Source organism: Robinsoniella sp. KNHs210 (assembly GCF_000686105.1).
Taxonomy (GTDB): Bacteria; Bacillota; Clostridia; order Lachnospirales; family Lachnospiraceae; genus Robinsoniella; species Robinsoniella peoriensis.
In genome coordinates this window covers 709,536-729,015 of the sequence record NZ_JMLZ01000002.1, presented here as the reverse complement: position 1 = coordinate 729,015, position 19,480 = coordinate 709,536, and the positions used below count along the sequence as shown (strand labels likewise).

14 protein-coding genes, 1 pseudogene and 1 riboswitch are annotated in these 19,480 nt (G+C 40.8%); of the genes and pseudogenes, 2 read left to right on the top strand and 13 right to left on the bottom strand.

Annotated features, from left to right (window positions below; genetic code table 11):
* Positions 1–28: 28 nt before the first annotated feature.
* Together CD03_RS0110015 and CD03_RS39915 are read right to left on the bottom strand one after the other, a co-directional pair.
* Complete coding sequence (locus tag CD03_RS0110015; protein ID WP_027293509.1) at positions 29–1,507, bottom strand: UDP-N-acetylmuramoyl-L-alanyl-D-glutamate--2,6-diaminopimelate ligase; 1,479 nt, start codon at positions 1,505–1,507, stop codon at positions 29–31.
* Positions 1,508–1,715: 208 nt separating this feature from the next.
* Positions 1,716–1,775 (bottom strand): annotated as a pseudogene (locus CD03_RS39915) (DUF6783 domain-containing protein); the annotation flags it as partial.
* Here CD03_RS39915 and CD03_RS39910 point away from each other — a divergent pair.
* Complete coding sequence (locus CD03_RS39910) at positions 1,776–1,907, top strand: DUF6783 domain-containing protein (RefSeq protein WP_442969722.1); 132 nt, start codon at positions 1,776–1,778, stop codon at positions 1,905–1,907. It begins immediately after the preceding pseudogene.
* Here CD03_RS39910 and recQ read toward each other — a convergent pair.
* The 6 genes from recQ to CD03_RS0109985 all read right to left on the bottom strand — a co-directional run bounded on the left by recQ (position 1,853) and on the right by CD03_RS0109985 (position 9,014).
* Positions 1,853–4,117 (bottom strand): DNA helicase RecQ, encoded by a 2,265-nt coding sequence (recQ, locus tag CD03_RS33115; RefSeq protein WP_081820456.1) that lies wholly within the window; start codon positions 4,115–4,117, stop codon positions 1,853–1,855. The genes CD03_RS39910 and recQ overlap by 55 nt on opposite strands.
* Positions 4,118–4,375: 258 nt before the next feature.
* On the bottom strand, positions 4,376–4,993 hold the full coding sequence (locus CD03_RS37165) for a hypothetical protein (RefSeq protein WP_027293508.1): 618 nt from the start codon (positions 4,991–4,993) through the stop codon (positions 4,376–4,378).
* Entirely contained in the window at positions 4,950–6,203 is a 1,254-nt protein-coding gene (locus tag CD03_RS0110000; protein ID WP_197041653.1) for an ABC transporter permease, read from the bottom strand. The genes CD03_RS37165 and CD03_RS0110000 overlap by 44 nt, the downstream gene beginning before the upstream one ends.
* A gap of 11 nt (positions 6,204–6,214) precedes the next feature.
* On the bottom strand, positions 6,215–7,093 hold the full coding sequence (locus CD03_RS0109995; RefSeq protein WP_027293506.1) for an ABC transporter ATP-binding protein: 879 nt from the start codon (positions 7,091–7,093) through the stop codon (positions 6,215–6,217).
* 65 nt (positions 7,094–7,158) lie between these two features.
* Entirely contained in the window at positions 7,159–8,352 is a 1,194-nt protein-coding gene (locus CD03_RS0109990; protein ID WP_027293505.1) for a HAMP domain-containing sensor histidine kinase, read from the bottom strand.
* Entirely contained in the window at positions 8,340–9,014 is a 675-nt protein-coding gene (locus CD03_RS0109985) for a response regulator transcription factor (protein WP_027293504.1), read from the bottom strand. The genes CD03_RS0109990 and CD03_RS0109985 overlap by 13 nt, the downstream gene beginning before the upstream one ends.
* A 298-nt stretch (positions 9,015–9,312) precedes the next feature.
* On the opposite strand from CD03_RS0109985, the gene CD03_RS0109980 reads away from it, so the two are divergent.
* Entirely contained in the window at positions 9,313–10,662 is a 1,350-nt protein-coding gene (locus CD03_RS0109980) for an MATE family efflux transporter (protein WP_027293503.1), read from the top strand.
* Between the two features lie 141 nt (positions 10,663–10,803).
* On the opposite strand, the gene CD03_RS0109975 is transcribed toward CD03_RS0109980, so the two are convergent.
* From CD03_RS0109975 to CD03_RS0109955, 5 genes are all read right to left on the bottom strand, one after another.
* Positions 10,804–11,685, bottom strand: a complete 882-nt coding sequence (locus tag CD03_RS0109975; RefSeq protein ID WP_027293502.1) for a cation diffusion facilitator family transporter — start codon at positions 11,683–11,685, stop codon at positions 10,804–10,806.
* A gap of 103 nt (positions 11,686–11,788) precedes the next feature.
* Positions 11,789–11,966: riboswitch (NiCo riboswitch) on the bottom strand.
* Positions 11,967–12,161: 195 nt separating this feature from the next.
* Entirely contained in the window at positions 12,162–13,115 is a 954-nt protein-coding gene (locus CD03_RS0109970; protein WP_027293501.1) for an Rpn family recombination-promoting nuclease/putative transposase, read from the bottom strand.
* 460 nt (positions 13,116–13,575) lie between these two features.
* A complete protein-coding gene (locus tag CD03_RS33105) occupies positions 13,576–14,475 on the bottom strand; it encodes a glycyl-radical enzyme activating protein (RefSeq protein WP_044289281.1) in 900 nt (299 codons plus the stop codon).
* Between the two features lie 33 nt (positions 14,476–14,508).
* A complete protein-coding gene (locus CD03_RS33100; protein WP_044289279.1) occupies positions 14,509–16,809 on the bottom strand; it encodes a pyruvate formate lyase family protein in 2,301 nt (766 codons plus the stop codon).
* Positions 16,810–17,216: 407 nt separating this feature from the next.
* Positions 17,217–19,478, bottom strand: a complete 2,262-nt coding sequence (locus tag CD03_RS0109955; protein WP_027293500.1) for a beta-galactosidase — start codon at positions 19,476–19,478, stop codon at positions 17,217–17,219.
* Between the last annotated feature and the right edge of the window lie 2 nt (positions 19,479–19,480).

The following is a 19,480-nucleotide window of genomic DNA, read 5'->3' as shown; positions in this document are numbered from 1 at the left end:
TTTGAAATTGCTTTCTGACTGCAGTGCATCACACTTTGCGGGAGATTTGTCTGTCTTCATCCAATATTTCCTGAATCAGAACACGTTCATCCATAGGATATTTTTTACCCTCAATTTCCTGATAATCTTCATGTCCCTTACCTGCCAGAACAATGACATCTCCCGGCCGGCCGTGATGAATGGCATAGGCAATTGCTTCTTTTCTGTCGCTAATCTTAATGAACTCTCCCTTTGTCTTAGAAATTCCAATCTCAATATCTGCTAATATATCTTCCGGTTTTTCAAACCTGGGATTATCGGATGTAATAATCGTGAAGTCTGCAAGCCTGCCTGACACCTCGCCCATTTCATATCTTCTGGCTTTTGCCCGGTTTCCGCCGCATCCAAAGACACAGACCAGTCTTTTGGGCTGATACTCCTTCAGCGTTCCAAGCAGGCTCTCCAGACTCATGGCATTATGGGCATAATCGATCATTAAGGTAAATGCATCCGACACCTTAATCATTTCTATTCTGCCTTTTACTTTTGCCTTTCCAAGAGCATTAACGATATCCGATTCTTTTACCCCAAAATGCCTGCAGATTGCAATGGCTGTCAGTGAATTATATACACTGAATTTCCCTGGGACATCTATTTCAACATCAAAATCCATAAGCCCGTTTACATGGTAGGAAATCCCCAGATATCCCGGTTTCGATACCAGTTCTGTGTTGGTTGCACGAAGATCTGCTTTTTCGGAAAAACCGTAGGTTTCCACTTCACAGGTATGCCCTTTTAGTATCTGATCCAGATGTTCATCATCTGCATTGAAGATACCCAGTTTGCACTGTTTAAACAGCATTGCCTTACACCTTAAATAGTCCTCAAAGCTCTCATGCTCCGCAGGGCCGATATGATCTGGTTCTATATTCGTAAAAATACCAATTTCAAAGGTGAATCCTGCCGTCCTGTGAAGCATCAGCCCCTGAGAGGAAACTTCCATCACAACACAGTCGCATCCTGCATCTGCCATGCGTCTAAAATATTCCTGCACCAGCGTAGATTCCGGTGTTGTGTTTGCCGCTGGAATCACAACCTCTCCGATAATGGCTTCTATCGTCCCTATTAGTCCCACCTTATGACCCGCGGATTCCAGGATAGATTTTACCATATATGTGGTTGTGGTTTTTCCCTTGGTTCCTGTAATCCCAATCACCTTTAATTCTTCCGCAGGATATCCATAATATGCCGCGGCAATAAGGGCCATGGCGTAACGTGTGTCTGCTACCTGAATCACTGTAACATGTTTTGGAGCATTTACCGGATCTTCTGCCACCAGAACCTTTGCTCCTTTTTCAACAACTTCTGCTGCATATTTATGTCCATCACTGACGGCTCCTTTAATACAGATAAACAGAGAACCATCTGATACTTTTCTGGAGTCATTCACTACTTCCGTAACTTCTGTCTGAATATCCCCCTGAATACACTGATATTCTACCCGTTCTAATAATTGTGCTAATTTCATAATATTATCCTCCATGTCTGTCTTACATGTCTTAATCCATAACCCCAGAGCGTGTTTAAAATTGCTTTCTGACAACAGAAGCTGATTTATGTGGTTACAGAGATTTTCTACCCTTTAGGATAACATACCTACAGGTACTTTTCAACTTTTTATCATCGCAGGAGACGACTTAAAATTGATGGCTTTTCACCCCTGCTTTAGTACGTATTTAAAAATTGCTTTCTGACAGCTGCGCGTCACAGTTTGTGGGAGAATTGTCCCGGATGAAGTGCGTAGCGGGCTACATAACCTGAATCCGGGCAAATATACCGCAAAGTGGGGCGTGCAGATGGCGGGAATGAATTATCAAGCGCGCTCCAGCAGAGCCGCCACTATTTTCCTCTGTGCATCCTCATTATAATAAAGTACTTCATACTCATTTCCTTTTTCACTTATCCGTGTTATAGCCTGTATTCCATATCCGGCACCCGTTTCTGTTACGGTTTTAAATAGCCGTCCGTTTATCACTCTGTCTTCCAGATAACCTTCTTCTGTCAGTTTCTGTAATATTGCTTTATTCGTGAGCCGTTTCATAACCTGATCATCCCGTAAGTCATTGATTTGTCCCACCAGGTCACTTAATGTCGTCTGTTCCGAGTAATAGATCTGTTCCGCAGTTTCATTGGTTAAAACAAATTCAGATTTTTTGTTCTTGCTGCGTTTTTCTTTTATTTCTCCCTCTTCCGCAAAATCACTATCTGCACTTCCTGCAAATCCAATTTCACTTGCAGATGCAGTTGTGGCTCCATTCTGCACGCAGTTTAAAAATCGTTCTCCGTACTTTTCGTACTTGAATTCTCCCACACCGGATACCGTAAGCATTTCTTCCCTGGTCTTTGGTTTCAACACGCACATATGAACCAGGCTTTTATCTGAAAATACAACGTATGGCGGTACTTTTTCTTCTCTTGCAATTTCTGTCCTTAAACTCCGCAGTTTTTCAAACAAATCCTCATCTGCTTCTGAAAGAGATAGCCCAGCCGTTTTGCTTTTCTTCGCTTTCTTTTCCTGCTTTGCCTTAGTTTCTTTTTCTTGTTCTTTAGACATCTTCATCAAAACCCGTTCATCCTCATGAAGAATCAGTCCGGATTTTTCCGTAAGTTTTATAATCGTATACTCATCATTTGTCGCACTTAAAAATTCGTTCAGCAGCAGATGATTCATCACCTGACGCAGCTTATGTGCAGGTGTTTTTGCAAGCTCTCCGTAATGGGGATTGCCATCCATCCGGTACTGCCTGATCTTCGCGGTATTCGCACCATGTACCGCATCAATGATTACATTTATACCATACCTCTCATGGCTGGTCTGTACGCACCCAATCAGACTCTTAGCCAAATCGGTTACATCAACCTCTTCAAACTGGGTCAGGCAATTAGAACAATTCCCGCAGTAATGATCTCCGTATTCTCCAAAGTATCGAAGTAAGTAATCCCTCAGGCAGTCATTGGTACAGCAGTAGAAAGTCATCTTTTTCAACCGCTCACGGTCACGTTCTCTTACCACTGCTCTGGTAATATCATCCAATTCATCATTATCTATGTCATGCTCGATAAAAAACTGATTGGTAATCACATCCTGCCCGTTATATAAGAGGATACATTCCCCCGGTTCCCCGTCTCTTCCCGCTCTTCCTGCTTCCTGATAATAGTTCTCTACATTTTTGGGCATTCCATAGTGGATAACAAATCTGACATTGGATTTATCAATTCCCATTCCAAATGCATTCGTTGCCACCATGACAGGTGCTCTGTCATATGTAAAATCTTCCTGGTTTTCCTGCCTTTCCCTATCACCAAGCCCAGCATGGTAACGGGTTGCCAAAACCCCATCCCGTACCAGATTTTCATGAACTTCCTCTACCACTTTTCTGGTCAGGCAGTATATAATTCCGCTTTCTTCAGGATGCATATCCAGATAATTTTTAACAGCTCCATAACGGTCCTTCGGCTTTAAAACCGAGAAATACAGATTCGACCTGTCAAATCCCGTACTGACCACAGTGGGCGCCTGGAGCATTAAAATATCAATAATATCATCTCTTACTTCCTGTGTTGCAGTAGCCGTAAATGCACAAATAACCGGTCTTATGGAAAATAGCTGGATAAATTCCAGAATTTTTAAGTAACTTGGTCTGAAATCCTGTCCCCACTGAGATACACAGTGTGCCTCATCTACTGCAATCATAGAAATTTTCACCTGCATAGCAAAGTTTAAAAACTCTTCTGTCATCAACCGTTCGGGCGCCACATAAATAATCTTATACTGACCCATTCTGGCTAGATCCAAAGCTTTATAATATTGAGATGTTGTAAGGGAACTATTTAAAAATGCGGCATGAACGCCTGCTTGATTTAATGCTCTGACCTGATCTTTCATAAGAGAAATGAGTGGAGAAATAACTAAAGTAATACCATCTAATAACAAACCGGGTACCTGGAAACACAACGACTTTCCCGCTCCCGTTGGCATAATCCCCAGTGTATCCCGTCCTGACAAAATACTGTCAATCAGAGTTTCCTGTCCTTCACGGAACTCATCGTATCCAAAATACTGCTTTAAAACCTTCATCTTTTCCTTGCGTAAATCCAAAATATTCACCTTTCTGCCGTCTGCTGCGGCTGCTGATTTATTATATGCTAAATCTTTATATTCTTAATGATTCTTATAATATGAATATAGCGGTTATTCAAAAGGATGTCAATAGTTTCTTGGATGTAGTAATGGGGATACTGATTAAGAAAACAGGCAGATGACGCATACCTCATAGGTTCATGCCGTCATCTGCCTGTTACGGGCCAGCTCTTCTTTTCAACGATTAATATTTACCTACCTTCTTCTCTGCCTGTATAAAATACCAACACCAATCAATACGATACCTGCCGCACCTAAAACAATCTTCTCCTCAAAACTGCCTCTTGCCATGGAGAACAGAAAGAATTTCTGAAAATATTTATCTCCGGAATAATTACATACATAATATACCATTGGAGCCATATAAGCGATTGCTACATTATCAGATAAACTGTATGCAAATATTCCAAGCCCGCCTAAAAAGACAGCGCCTCCCATGACTCCAAAGTAATACTGAATCGGAGAAAACACCGGATTATTGGAATACAAAATGATGATAAATGCCCCCAATACCACAAACAATGCCAACAGGGACTCCGTCAGCCGTATCAGATGTACTTTGACCTCAGGCATATATTTACTCTTAGCAAGATCCCGGATGTTCTTATCCTGGTCAGGAATAAAAATCGGAACTAACAGAATAATGCCCGCTAACTGTATATACATTTCCAGCGTCTGTGCTACCTGGCCAGAATCCAATCCTTTCATCCCCATCAAAACCGGAGCTAACAGGCTAAAACATAAGGCAATCAAAAGATGGGGCAGAAAATTATGCTTCAGATTTGCTTTTCCCACTGCGATATACAATTCCATTGAATTTCCAGATCCCCTTTCTTTTCCATTCATAAATAAATATGGTTGCTATTAATAAGACTACTGCCAACACGGTAAAAAAGATACGGTTGGTTAACAGCCCCTGGTACTCTTCTAAAAATTTCTCACCCTCTCCCACCGTATTCCATCTTGGTGCCAAATGTAAACCAAATCCTCCTACAAGTCCATTTTTTACTGCACTATTTATATCAATGAACCACCAGATTCCCTGAATCAGTATCCCCAGAGCGCTGTCCGTGAGTTCAGTAAAGAAAAACCCAATGGAAACTACCATCATTGCCGTAGGAAAAAGCCATCCCAAAATGTATTTCATATATGAGAATACGTCTGCAGATACTCCTAGTGTTCTTGCATAGTAAATTCCTTCCATCATAGGTGAAATGCTTAAAATAACCACTGGTATCATGCTCATAATCAGTGTTGCCAGATAGCGGGAAAGTACAATTGATACAGAAGATGCTTTTCTGGAATATATGAGTCCACTGGCACCTGCACGCTTATCCCGCAGTCCCCTTGTTACAGCCAGAAATACAGGAAGTATCGCCAGCATCAACACCATATAGTCACAGAATATCCGGGCAAATGCACCGGTCACATGATCCACATCAATTATCTGCTGATACTCAATCAGAGCCTCTTCATAATTCATTGGAACCATTGCATTGCGGGACATCTTCTCAGGTGCATAATAGGAAGATCCGTTAGCCCCCAGAATAGAATCCACTTCTTTCATTAACTGTTCAAACTGCTCATAAGTAATGGTATCTGATATTACTGTACGCCCGGACATCGGCGGCATGATGGTTCCCTGCTGCGTTTGGTTAGAAGAATTTGGACTGTCTGCTTGTAAATCACGTACTAAATCTTCTTCTGTCTTTCCCGTCACTTCTTCCAGTATCTCTGCTACACGGTTATAATCTTCTTTATCCAGGGATACTGATTTATAAAATCCGATAGGATAAGCAGCATACGAATTGTTATACCAATCCCGTATCAGTTTGCCTGTTGTAGCCTCCATAATCTCTTTAGGGTCGTTGCTCTCTTTCATTCCATAAGACTCCTGTCCAGGCTGAGGCTTTGTAATAATTGAAAATTCCTCCATCTGCGAAGTAACAAACACGGCAAGTATAATCAGGTACAGGTAAAAGATTAGGCTCTTAAATATCTGTTTGCATTCCTTTCCTAACAAACTCAGAAACATCACCTGTCACCTCTTTCCTTCTGCATCAGATACATATATGCATCCTCGACGTTTGGCTCACAGGGGACAGCTCCGGAAAATGGTTTTTCTTCCGAAACAAATTTCACATTCAGATGATTCCCTATTGTCATCATGCTGGTAACAACATATTTTTCTTTCATACCCGAAAGTTCTTTTTTGGAAATCTCAGCTGTATAGATTTTCTGGTCTGCTTCGTGAAGAAGCTGTTCCACAGTACCTTTATACAGAATTCTGCCGTGGTTCAGGATTGCAATATCCTCACAGGTTGCCTCAATATCCCCAACAATATGCGTAGATAAAATTACGATGCGTTCTTCTGCAAGCTCGCAGAGCAAATTCCGAAAACGCACCCGTTCTTCCGGATCCAGCCCTGCCGTAGGCTCATCCACAATCAATACTTTTGGATCATGGAGAATAGCCTGCGCTATCCCCAGTCTTCTGCGCATTCCGCCTGACATGGCCCGTACCTTCGTTTTTCTTTCCTCCTGCAGATTTACCTTTTCAAGCAGGATCCCAATACGCTCCTGGCGGCGGGATCTGCTCATTCCGGACAAGACCCCTAAATAATCCATCGCTTCATAAGCAGTCATATTTCCATACATGTTAAAATCCTGTGGCAGATAACCGATCATTTTCCTTATTTCCTCCGCCTTCCCGATGGGAACCTGACACACCGTTACTTCTCCTGCATTTTTTTTAAGCAGTGTGGCAAGGACTTTCATAAGTGTGGTCTTTCCTGCTCCGTTAGGGCCAAGCAACCCAAACATTCCACTTTCAATCTTAAGATTGATATTTTTTAACGCCTGTTTTTTGCCATAATTTTTATCCAGATTTTCGATTATGATTTCTGTAGACATTTTTATTCTCCTCTCTGCTATTCCTTTGTGGTTTTTATCATACGGACTAAATATCTACACTTTTCCTATTTCACACCAAAAATTGCACAAATAATTGCTCCCCCATCTATGCTGTTTGCCAGGTCCAGGCTCCCGCCATGTTTTTCACATAAAAATTTACAGATAAACAGACCGATTCCATAATGTGTACCATCATCCTTCCCCTTTTGGTCACTGTAATATGGCCGGTCTGCCATTTTAAGTCCTTCCTTGGAAAATCCTTCTCCGTCATCCTGAACATAGAGGTACAACTCCCCATAATCTTCACTGCTTTCCAGGGTAATAACAACTTTTGATTTGGCATACCGCATAGCATTGGACAGCATATTTTCAAGAATTTCCATAAACATCATCTCATCCAAAAACCAGTCAGAATCCGTTGGAAGTGCAGACTCACAGGTAACTTTTATTTCTCCCATTTCTTCCATAATCTGTGCAATCCCTGATGCCCTTTTTAACAGTGTTTCCCCTTTTATATTTTTTCTGTTTAATTCCAGAGCCTCCAGGCTGCCCACTTCCTTCATGGTATTGGTAAAATTCATCAGCCGCATTGCCTGTGCATTGATTAAATTAAAATTTTCCATCATCTGCTCCTCCGTAATTTTACCGGTAGGGTAATATTTACTTAAAAAATCCGCATATCCATGGATAACTGTAAGGGGAGTCCGAAGATCATGTGCAAACGCTGCATTCAAGCGACGCTGCTCCTCCATCATATTCCACATTCTTTTATTATTTTCTATCAGCGTAATGCGCATCTGCTCAAATGCACTGCACACCTCTCCCAGTTCATCCTTCCCCTCATAGACACACTCGTACCCCAGTTCATTGTCTCCAATATGCTTTACCTGCCGCTTTAATAACTCAATCGGTTCCGCCAGCTTATTCTTATAAAATAAATAGGAGGTAACAATAACTGCACCTATGCTATAAACAACAATACTGAATGACTGTAAAAAGATCACCGCAAAAGTCAGAATCTGATCCGGCAGTGTCATTTTAACCTCTGTCCATACCAGATTTGTTGTAATCCCATAGGTATTTCCAAAATATCGTATACTTAGCAGCGTACTCCATTTTTCGCCGACCGCCGTACTGACTGCAAAAAGTATTAAAACCGCTCCAATGGCAATCAGCAGGTACGTTGCCATTGCCCTTTTCAGGGAAATATCCAGCATCTTTTTCTTAAATTTAAATACCAGTTCATCTATCCAATCCATTTATATCCCACTCCCCAAACAGTTTCTACATAGGTCTTGTCTGCATATTTCCCGATTTTCAAACGTATTCTGCGAATGTGTTCCGCAATAATATTGCTGTCACTTTCCCCGTCAAAGCCCCGGATGCGCTCATAGATCGTCTCTTTACTGAAAATCTGCCCCCGGTTCATGGAAAGCAGTTCTATAATATCGAATTCAGTTTTCGTTAAGGTAATTTCTTTATTCTGATAATAAATACTCCGCTCCGTATAATTGATAAGCAGATCATCTGTAAACTTCAAGGTTTCCTTTGCACCACTCCTGTGCTCCCTCCTCAAATGTGCCGCCACCCTTGCCCCTAATTCTTCTATACTAAAGGGTTTTAATATATAATCATCCCCTCCGATCATCAACCCGTTAATACGGTCCCTTTCTTCCACCTTTGCCGTCAAAAACAAAATCGGACAAGCGACATGATCTCTGATTTTTCTGCACACATCCAGCCCATTCATATCCGGCATATTAATATCCAGCAGAATGATATCCGGCTGTATCTCTATTTTTTCCAGAGCCTCACTCCCGCCGCAGGCCGTATAGACCAGATATCCCTGCATATTAAAATAATCCTTTAATAACTTTAAAATATGTATTTCATCATCAACTGCCAAGATTTTATACTGCATTAAGACACTCCTTTATGTGAAAACATAGTAAATTTCGTTTGTTAAAATAACGAGCTTATTTTATCATATAAATCTCTATAAAAATACTATATCAACGTGGGAAATTTTTACTATGAATGGAATTCTATATAATTTTGTAGGAGATATAGATAAGTTACAAAAATATATTGGGTTTAGTATTTACCCACGCATACCAATTCCCCTATAGACTTCCCAAACCCACTATGCTAGAATATCCCTGACAACTAGATTATTTATACATTTTTCTATTTAAATAAATACATTCAGGAGGCTCTTTATGTTTACTAAGGATCGCAGTTTTTATCATAATTTTTTCTCTCTGTATTGGATTCTGGTCCTTCAGAATGTTATTGTTTTAAGTGTCAATCTGGCTGATAATATTATGCTTGGTGCCTATAATGAAACAACTTTATCCGGCGTTGCAGCAGTGAATCAGATACAGTTTGTGCTTCAGCAGCTGATGAATGGATGTGGTGACAGCCTGGTGGTATTGGGAAGTCAATATTGGGGGCAGCGGCGAATTGAACCTATTCGTAAGCTCGCTACTATTGCCCTGCGGGCGGCTTTGCTTTTTGCAGTTCTTTTGTTTATTACAGTCAGCCTCTTCCCTCATGGTGTATTGAGCTTATTTACCAACGACGAAGCAATTATCGCTGCAGGAATGGAATACTTGTCCATTATTCGTTTTACCTATATTATATTTGCGATTACAACTGTACTTCTGGCCTCCCTTCGAAGTGTGGAAAGTGTTAAGATTGCTTTCTATATATCAATCAGCGCTCTGGTAATAAATTGCTGTATCAATTATACTCTGATCTACGGACATTTTGGTTTTCCGGAAATGGGAGCAAAAGGAGCTGCAATCGGCACACTGGCTGCGCGAATCAGCGAATTGCTTATCGTCTGTTTCTACCTATATAAAAAAGATCAGAAATTGCATTTAAAACTCAGGGATTTTCTGCACTGCGACCGTACTCTGCTTCACGACTATATCCATGTATGTTATCCGATAATTATTGTGGCAGGAATGTGGGGGTTATCCACAGCCATGCAGACCGTAATCCTGGGACATCTGCAGTCCAATGCCATTGCAGCCAACAGTGTCGCCTCTACCTTGTTCCTGATTCTGAAAGTGGCATCGGTAGGTGCTTCCTCCTGCGCCACAATTGTAATCGGCAAGACAATCGGCTGCGGAGATATGCACAAGGTAAAAGAATATACCCGAACCTTACAATTAATGTTCCTCTGTATCGGCCTTTTAACCAGCCTTTCCTTATTCCTGTTAAAAACTCCGATTCTGGGACTTTACGCTTTATCTGAAGAAACCAAATACCTGGCAAATGCATTTTTAACCATATTATGTGTGACCTGCATCGGCACCGCATACCAGATGCCTGTCCTGACAGGCTTAATCCGTGGCGGCGGCGATACAAGGTTTGCCATGATTAATGACATCATCAGTATCTGGTTGATTGTCATTCCCATCTCCTTCCTTGCTGCCTTTTATTTCCGATGGTCACCGATTATCGTCGTATGCTGTCTGAATTCAGATCAGATATTTAAATGTGTCATTGCTTTTATCCGGGTAAACAGTTATAAATGGGTAAAGAATCTTACAAGGGCATAAAGTTAAGCAGCTTGTCTGAAATTCATTCACAGACAATAATTAAGAAAAAAGAAACCTCACAGCATTCCATAATTCCTGAAAGGTTTCTTTTTATTTTCTGTTCTATTCTTATGTATTCTATTTAAAATCGCTCATATGTCCTTATGCTTTTCTTACCGGATTCACATGCACCATACAGTGCTTCACACTAGGAAAAGTACCTTCTATCTCATCATGGGTCCTCTGTGCTATTGAGTGGGCCTCAGTGAGTGTTTCTTCCCCATCTGCCTGAATTTCAATATCTACATAGATTTTATCTGCAAATAATCTTGTTTTAATTTGGTCAATTCCCATAACACCTTCCTGCCGGCTGATTACCTTACGCATCTCATCAACGACTTCATCTTCACAGGCTTTATCCATCATTTTATCAATGGCATCTTTAAATACATCAAATGCTGCCTTTAGGATAAAAATGCAGATTACCACACTGGCAATGGGATCAAAAACAGGAAGCCCAAGTCTTGCCCCCAGAATACCTATCATACTTCCAATCGATGACAGAGCATCGGAACGATGATGCCACGCATCCGCCATTAACGCTCCGGAATTAATTTTTTTTGCCGCCGCTCTGGTATACCAATACATGGCTTCTTTGGTCACAATCGAAATAATCGCTGCCACAAGCGCCAGCATTTCCGGAATCGCCAGGGACTCCGTATCCCCGGAGAATATTTTCCGTATCCCGCTGTATCCGATTCCAAGCCCGGTAATCCCCAGTACAATAGCAAGTACCAGGGCGGCCACACATTCCATTCGTTCATGGCCATACGGATGTTCTTTATCCGATTCTTTGCTTGCCATCTTAACACCGAGAATTACAATTAATGTACTAAATACATCCGAAGCAGAATGAACTGCATCAGAAATCATTGCTCCTGATTTTGCAAATATACCTGCATAGAGCTTAAACAGAGACAAAACTATATTTCCTATAATGGTGACAATTGATACTTTTGTTGCAATTTGTTGATTTGATTTCATTTTCTTCACCCCTATTCTAAATGTTAACCGACCATGCTCAGACTCATTCATAAGATGTGCTGTTCTGTTCGGAAAACAAAAAAAACACACCTGCGGAACATACTACTGTCCCACAGATGTGTTTCATACCCATCTGCTGCCGCTTAGCGGCCCGGCCCCACAAACCAGTGCCACCGGTTGTAAATATGCCGATATAGTGCCTGATGTCTGCGTCAGGTGTTATAGTGGCCTATTTACTCGGGCGGCATTAGATGGTTTATCGCCTGCTCAGTTTGTACTGTTGATCTCGCATTCTTTTTTATTAGAATGTAATGCAGTGCAAATCGATTTCTAATAATCTAACATATTCAGTATAGCATGTCAAGGTGAAAAAAATTAAGGATGCATGGCGAAAAAATTAAGAATGCATGGCATCCATGTGAGATATCGCTATCATGTATTCATAAAATCACAAGATAAGATTAAAAAAACTACAGTTATACCAGACAATACTCCTGATACAGATTTTCTCTGGAACCCTTATCTGTTACCGCTTTTTTTAATTCTACGGTTCGATTATCATTTATTAAATTTAATGTTAATCTGGCAAATAATTCTTCGCCTTCCATTCTTCCTTCACTTCTCATATCTTCAAATGCTTTACACATATCATATTCCTCCTTATTATCTATCTGTGCCTGTTCTATGATCTCTGACATCTTTTCTTTTTCACCCAGCATGATGAAAATAACTTCTATTGTTTCTTTCATCAATCTGCTATATCTGTCCTGGTGCTTCTTCACATGTGCTTTCATCATATTCTTATCTTCTGCATATTTAATAACTCCGAATACTTCTCTTAAATCCGTTTGAAAATATTCCAGATGATCTATCCTCTTTACATCCAGAACTTGTATCTTATAATTCGGCAGATATTGACGGAATGTCTCCATTTCTGCTGGTAGATCCAGCATACTGTGCAAATCCAGACAGCCATCCCAGGGCTTTGCTCCAAAATATACAACCAATGTAATAACCGGCAGAAGCTTATCCTGCTTTTTCATTCCAGATAAGAATTCATCTGAATTACCATAATCCCCGGCGATTTTATATTTACGTTTTATCTGTTGTACCTGTTCTGCGTAATTCATAGCGTCATACAGCATATTCCGAATTACCATTGCATAATGTACATGCTCCTGGTTTTCACATGCCAGAATTAAAAAATTTGCACCCAACGCAGTCATTTTGACTACATCCCGGTTCCTTCGTACGGCTTTTTTACTAAAGCTCTGACTGTCAGGTAAGCATTCCTGTACAGAATCCAGAGGGGTTAAATCGTCCAGATTTAAAATCTGCTCGCCCTTAAAGCAGGCACCATTATACAGATCTGCAAAATGCTCCGGCTTAGCAAAAAATATCTTTGCTGCAATATCTCTTTCTTGAGTCATAGATTCCTCCTTCTCATTCAGAATACAAAGACACAAAAATGATATAACAATTCTAAAGGGAAATTGTACAGAATATGTACCAGATATAAAATGAATTTTAAGAACTTTAGAAAAAAGTGTTGTTCAATGAAATGTATCTATGTATTTCTTTTTTTCATTATATAACAGTTTTTTCTAAAGTTCAAGCTTTATTTTTATTTTTTGTGACTTTTATATATTTATTTATTTCATCTTATTGTATGTACTTTCTCACTTGAGATTCTGTTACCTCATTGTCTATCACTTTTCTTTTTCCACTTCATCCCGTGCCCCCACAAATCAATCATCACCTACCGCCTTCAAAGGAATTTGGAATTCGTGGTAAGGTACGCGCTTAGAAAATAGAATCTGAAGCATACAATCGGATATGAATGGCAGAACTGCTGATGACCACAGAATCAGCAGTTCTGCCATTATCATTTCACTGGATATACGAATTTAAGCGCTCATTCCACTCACTCGCCTGTTCTTTCCCTACCGTATCCAGATCTTCCAGTAAACAGGTTTTTCCCACCTGTCGCCACTTTCCGTTTCCAAAGCTATGATAAGGCATCAATTCTACTCCCCTTAAAGGTAATTTCACAGCCAGAGAAGCTATCTTTCTAAAATGATCTTCCGTATCATTAATCCCTGGGATAATCGGACACCTTAGAATAATATTTTTACCCATAGTGCACAAAATCTTCAAATTCTCCAGGATACGAGTCAAATTTCCCCCTGTATATTTTTTCATATTTTCAGGGTCTGACAGCTTATAATCAAATAAAAATAAATCTACAAATTCCACTATGCTTTCCAGTGCCTTTTTGCTCACATCGCCGGCTGTTTCCACACAGGTTGAAATGCCTTCTTCTTTACATTGCTTCAGCAGAAGCCTGCAGAACTCAGGCTGTATCAGCGGCTCTCCACCGGATAAAGTGATACCTCCTTCTTCTTTATAATATGCCTTATCCTTTCGTACCAGCCGCATTACTTCCTCCACATCCATAGCTTTTCCCACCTGGGATAATGCGCCGGATGGGCAGATATCAATACATGAACGGCATAATTTACATCTTTCCCATTGTACCTGGTGTTCTGCCCTTTGCACACTGTGTAATTCCGGAAACAGATGAACTTCATTTTCACAGACCTGTCCGCATTCCCTGCAATTTATACAAGCTTCAGCAACATATTTCAATTCTGGTTTCATCCGTTGGCTTTCCGGATTGTGGCACCAGATACATGACAAAGGGCATCCCTTTAAAAATACGCTGGTACGCACTCCCGGTCCATCATGAATCGAAAACCGCTCAATGGAGAAGATCATTCCTTTTTTCATCTCACCATTCCTTTTCTTATGATACTTTTCATTTTAATAACAGGTTCTGCTCAGGATATCTCCCTGGACCTCTTTTGACAATTCAACAAATCTGGCACTGAATCCCCCCACACGAACCAGCAGATTCGTATAATCTTCAGGATGTTTCAAAGCTGCTTCCAGATCCTCTCTTCCAACTACCGTAATCATCAGCTGTGCTCCGCCCTGTTCAAAATATGCTTCTATCACACTTCTTGCTGCATCTCGGTTATCGTTAAAAGTTTCTTTGGAAAATTTAATATTCTGAACAGCGCCAGCATGAATATTTGTATCTACTTTCAACATGGAATTCAGTACTGCTGTGACACCATTCCTGTCACCCTGAGCCTGGGGGCTGTTGGCATTCGCCATGGGCTTGCTCCCATTTCTTCCATCCGGTGAAGCACCCGTCAATAATCCAAGAGAGGTATTGGCACTGTTGTTGATAATGACTGCCAAATAACTGTCCAGCCCAACTTTTTTGGCCTGCTCTTTTACCGTAAGGCATACAAAACGATGCAGATCCTTCATTAAACGATCCACATGTTCCTGGTCATTACCAAACTTATCACATTCTTTTAATTGTTTTTGAATTCTTTCATATCCATGGAAATCAGCTTTTAATGCCTGCAGAAGTTCTTCTTTTTTAATCTTCTTTTCTCTGAAAATGAGTTTTTCAATGGCGGCAAGACTGTCTGCAGTATTTACATTTCCATAACTCTCTAATGTTCCCCCCAGATATTTGATTCCTCCATCAAAGATTCCTTTTCCCTCCTGGATACAATTGTCATAAAGCATAGAAAGGAATGGCAGACAGCAGGTTCTGGCTGAAAAGTCATATTCCATTTTTTCCTGCTGTGCAAGAATTTCAATATGAAAGCCGATAAACCGCTTATAATCTTCATAAAATTCGGTAAAATCTTGATATTCCTCAAACGATTTCCCGGCACCTGTTTCCTCCCTGATCGCTTCCAAAATCCCCTTACCATTGTCTCTTCCAAGATATTCGGCGTCCTGCTCTCTTCCGTAATTCAGGTAAATTTCCAGACCTTTTAACAGATTCAGTACACCGCTTGGCGTCCCAAAACTCTGATGGTCTATTATGTATTCGCCACATCCGTAAGGCACATAATGAACTGCTGTTTCTTCCGGGAGTGCAAAAGCATTTTGTACATCCTTTATAATAACATCATCATTATAGAGTACGGGATAGGTACAACCTTCCCCAATTGCTTCCATGGCAAGCTCCATAAGCTGAGGATTCATCCCCTGGTAAAAACGCAGTGACAGCTGTGGATCCGGATTCTTCAATGTCCTGGTCGCCTGAATACAGGCTTTCGCCAGACGGTCCGCGTGTTCTTCATTTTTTCTTCCCCGTCCTCCCACCATTACTCGTCCATCCGTAATAGTACGGCGTTTCCCCATGCGTTCCCAGAGCTTAAGGATAATTCCATCTGCTTCTTCCTGAGTCAGATAGCCACTGTCTATATCTTCAGCATAATAGTTTCCCAGATATATATCGATCCTTCCATAATTACGTACTTCCGAAACAAGTACGTACATCCAGAATAATTCCACTGCTTCAAGCAAGTGATTCGGCGGATTCGTTATGATGGATTCCATAGCTTGTTTTATAGCATTCATCCTTCTTTCCGTATCCTTGTCGCCGCATTTTCTGGCAATCATTTCCTTCTCTTTTGCCCTGTTACCATATCTATGGATTACTTCCTGTAAGGTTTCCAGCGCAATTTTCATTCCCTCGTATACACTATAGGCCTCCTGGTCCGCTGTATACTTTTGCTGATGTGCCTCCACCTCTAACCATAATCCCCCTATTCCCAAAGCCAGCAGTTTAGAAAAATCCAGGATACCTCCCGCAATCCGGTACAAAGGATACGCGACTGCCTTTTCCCCTTCCCAGTCATCCGTGGGAAGCGCAAGTAACTGGCGGTCAGTGTATTTCCGGCGAAGTTGATCCCTGCTATTTTCCTGTCTCCAAAAATGAAGCATGTCCTCCAGCTGTTTTACATATAATGTATTTCCCTGACATTTTGCTATTTCCGCCTGAATCTCATTTTCCTGGAAATAATACAAAAAACCGCCGATTTGTGTAGAAAATCCCACCGCACCATAACGACAACCTCCCGGTACCAGATCGCCGTCATCTATATCCAGTAATATTCTGGGAAGCTGCCAAGCAAGACAGCGTGCTTCCCGGACAGCCCTGTGCTCATTTCTGTTTTCCTGATAAATCTTCGTAAACCCCAATTCTAACTCATATGAACCATGTGAAATTCCTGGAAATAAACCAGCCATATGTACCTCCTTGCTTTTAATCGTTTATTGTCTGCTGAAAAATCCACAATTTTACTAAATGTACCTGCTTGTCCACTTCCGGGTCCATCCTTGCAATGAAAGATTCAAATCATCTTTTAATCAGGTATTATTTTAGGATTTTATAACAACCATTTTTATATCATAAATTTACCATATTATTTCATATATAACAAGCATATTATGATTTATTTTGATTTTATTTGATCAATCCTTAAATATTGATGCATATTTCTTCAAAATACTATCTACTGTTAATCATAGAGGTCACCTTTCTTTGTGTGTATTTTGGTCGTGCTTAATACTTTATCACAAAGTGGTGACCTCTTTTTACTTATTATCCATTATCCGAGTAAAATTTTATGCCAGCATACTAAAAACCATAGATGCTATTTTCCATAAACCCACGCAATGGATACACTATGGAGCATTCCGGTTATTCCATCTACCTGCTCCATTCTGGCAGCCATTGCGGATTCTACATTCACATGAACCCCTTTCTTGATCGGAGTTATATAAATTGTTAAGGGATGTTCTTTTAAACTGTCTGCAAATTCTTTCAGTCCGATTTCCCAGATACCCCCGCTGCAAAAGTTATCCGAAATCATCTCTCCATTTATAAATGCCTGCCCGATATCACCTGTATAATCTATTTTTAATATGGCGTCTTTAACACTTTCCATTAAATTTCCCGGCAGATCTATACAGTATCTGGTTGGTCCTGTCTGCTTTGCCAATAGCTTAACCGGCGGCTTCTCTTCCACCCGGTACCTGTATTCCGTAAAAAGCGGATATTTACTTTGGACAACTGTTTTTTCAGTCTTTTCTATATTTTCCAATATCCTGTCCGGCATAGCCAGGATGCGGTTTTCACAATTCCCGGTTTCAAAACGGATGCCATATTCATCTTGCAGTACCGCCATATCTGTAATTAAAACCATGTCATTTCCATTTTGGTTAGCTTTATAAAAGTCCATCGCCATCTTTCTTGATAACGTAACCAGATGAATAACCTTTTCATCCTCTTCTAAACGGTATGAATGAATGGGCTGCCCTGGTATTTTAATCTCTTCACCATTTTCCCATACATATTTACCTTCCATTCCTTCCGGTGTGAAAAAGAAATAATAATATGCTCCATCCAGACATAGTTTTGTAATTGGCTGAACTGTGGCATATTTCAGAATTCTGCCTTCGATCTGCATATGAAATGGCAATATGCAGTTTTCACCGGCAGCCAGGGAAAGGGACTTAAATGTAATTTCTCCCCCTTTCGTAATGACGGTCACACACTCCTCTGTTTTTACTTTCGTTTCTACATGATCCTGAAAGTTATTGATAAATAAAAAACCGCCGTTTTTGTTATAACGCACCGCAAACCGCAGTGTATCGGTATCTTCCGGTGCTATTTGTTCCGCACCGCCGGGAAGCGCCGTCTGCATCGTACATAAGTCAGACTCGAAACTGCTGGCAAATAAATGCAGCAGTTTCAACCGTTTATAGGAATCCCGGATCTGTCCAAACTCGCCTAATGCCGCCTGATAATCATAAGATAATTTGGGCATCTGGCTTTCATTCAGAAATCCCCCCTGTTCTCCCTTGGGGTTTGTGCCTCCTTTATACATATAGTATCCAAGAAAATTACACCCGGAAGCCATCTTAATATTTGCCATGGCATCCACACTTTCATAAGGAAGCAAAAAACGGTAGTGATAGGAACAGGTCATGCCCCCGCCCATTTCACAACAGGCATAGGGCACGGATTCAGGCGGATACCCAGGTTCAAAATTATAGGTCTTTGGAATCTCATTGTTATGATGATCCCGGTAAATATATTCCCCGGTAGCCGGGTGCTCTCCCTTATGGGAATAAAAGATCCATGGACGGTAAGCATACCCTCCCCAAAGAGGCATCATCTCTTTACTTGGTGCTGCAGCACCTCCCCATGCGGTACAGGTATAGAAAGGCACGATAATCCCAGACTCCTGTGCCATCTTTTTTAATTCCAGCATATATGCATCCCCTTCATTTCCTGCAAATACCCACTCATTTGAAACTCCGGTTGTGATTTCCCACGGCGCTGAAGAATGTTCATATTCATTGTCAATCTGAGCTGCAATAATGGGTCCCTGATCTTTGTAATAAAGCCCTTCCATCTCCTTTGCCAGTCTGTCATACAGCCGCTTTGTATAATATAAAAATCCTTCATTCAGCATTCTTGCTTCAAAAGGCTTCCCATACAGCCAGTCTGGAAATCCTCCGTTTCTGACTTCTCCATGATCAAAAGGCCCAATCCGTACAATGACATACATCCCATGCTTTTTGCAAAGCAGAATAAATTTCCTTAAATCTCTTCTTCCTGCAAAGCAAAATTTTCCTTCCTGTTCTTCATGGTGTATCCAGAAAATGTATGTAGAGATCACATTTATGCCACCCATTTTCATCTTAAGGATTTCATCCTCCCAGTAAATATCACTGCATCTGGAAAAGTGAAATTCCCCGCTTATTCCAAAAAAAGGCTTATGGTTTATTTCCATATAGTAATTGGTAAAGGAAAGTTCATCCTTATTGGGACTGGTCCCCCCGAAATGATTGGATAGAGCATAAATCTCTTTCTCTCTGTTATGGCTAATATCAATTCTGTAATGCATTT

Bases quoted from the DNA above. Each gene is read 5' to 3' on its own strand.
- CD03_RS0110015 (WP_027293509.1), bottom strand. From the start codon at position 1,507: ATGAAATTAGCACAATTATTAGAACGGGTAGAATATCAGTGTATTCAG.
- recQ (WP_081820456.1), bottom strand. From the start codon at position 4,117: ATGAAGGTTTTAAAGCAGTATTTTGGATACGATGAGTTCCGTGAAGGA.
- CD03_RS37165 (WP_027293508.1), bottom strand. From the start codon at position 4,993: ATGGAATTGTATATCGCAGTGGGAAAAGCAAATCTGAAGCATAATTTT.
- CD03_RS0109995 (WP_027293506.1), bottom strand. From the start codon at position 7,093: ATGTCTACAGAAATCATAATCGAAAATCTGGATAAAAATTATGGCAAA.
- CD03_RS0109990 (WP_027293505.1), bottom strand. From the start codon at position 8,352: ATGGATTGGATAGATGAACTGGTATTTAAATTTAAGAAAAAGATGCTG.
- CD03_RS0109985 (WP_027293504.1), bottom strand. From the start codon at position 9,014: ATGCAGTATAAAATCTTGGCAGTTGATGATGAAATACATATTTTAAAG.
- CD03_RS0109980 (WP_027293503.1), top strand. From the start codon at position 9,313: ATGTTTACTAAGGATCGCAGTTTTTATCATAATTTTTTCTCTCTGTAT.
- CD03_RS0109975 (WP_027293502.1), bottom strand. From the start codon at position 11,685: ATGAAATCAAATCAACAAATTGCAACAAAAGTATCAATTGTCACCATT.
- CD03_RS0109970 (WP_027293501.1), bottom strand. From the start codon at position 13,115: ATGACTCAAGAAAGAGATATTGCAGCAAAGATATTTTTTGCTAAGCCG.
- CD03_RS33105 (WP_044289281.1), bottom strand. From the start codon at position 14,475: ATGAAAAAAGGAATGATCTTCTCCATTGAGCGGTTTTCGATTCATGAT.
- CD03_RS33100 (WP_044289279.1), bottom strand. From the start codon at position 16,809: ATGGCTGGTTTATTTCCAGGAATTTCACATGGTTCATATGAGTTAGAA.
- CD03_RS0109955 (WP_027293500.1), bottom strand. From the start codon at position 19,478: ATGCATTACAGAATTGATATTAGCCATAACAGAGAGAAAGAGATTTAT.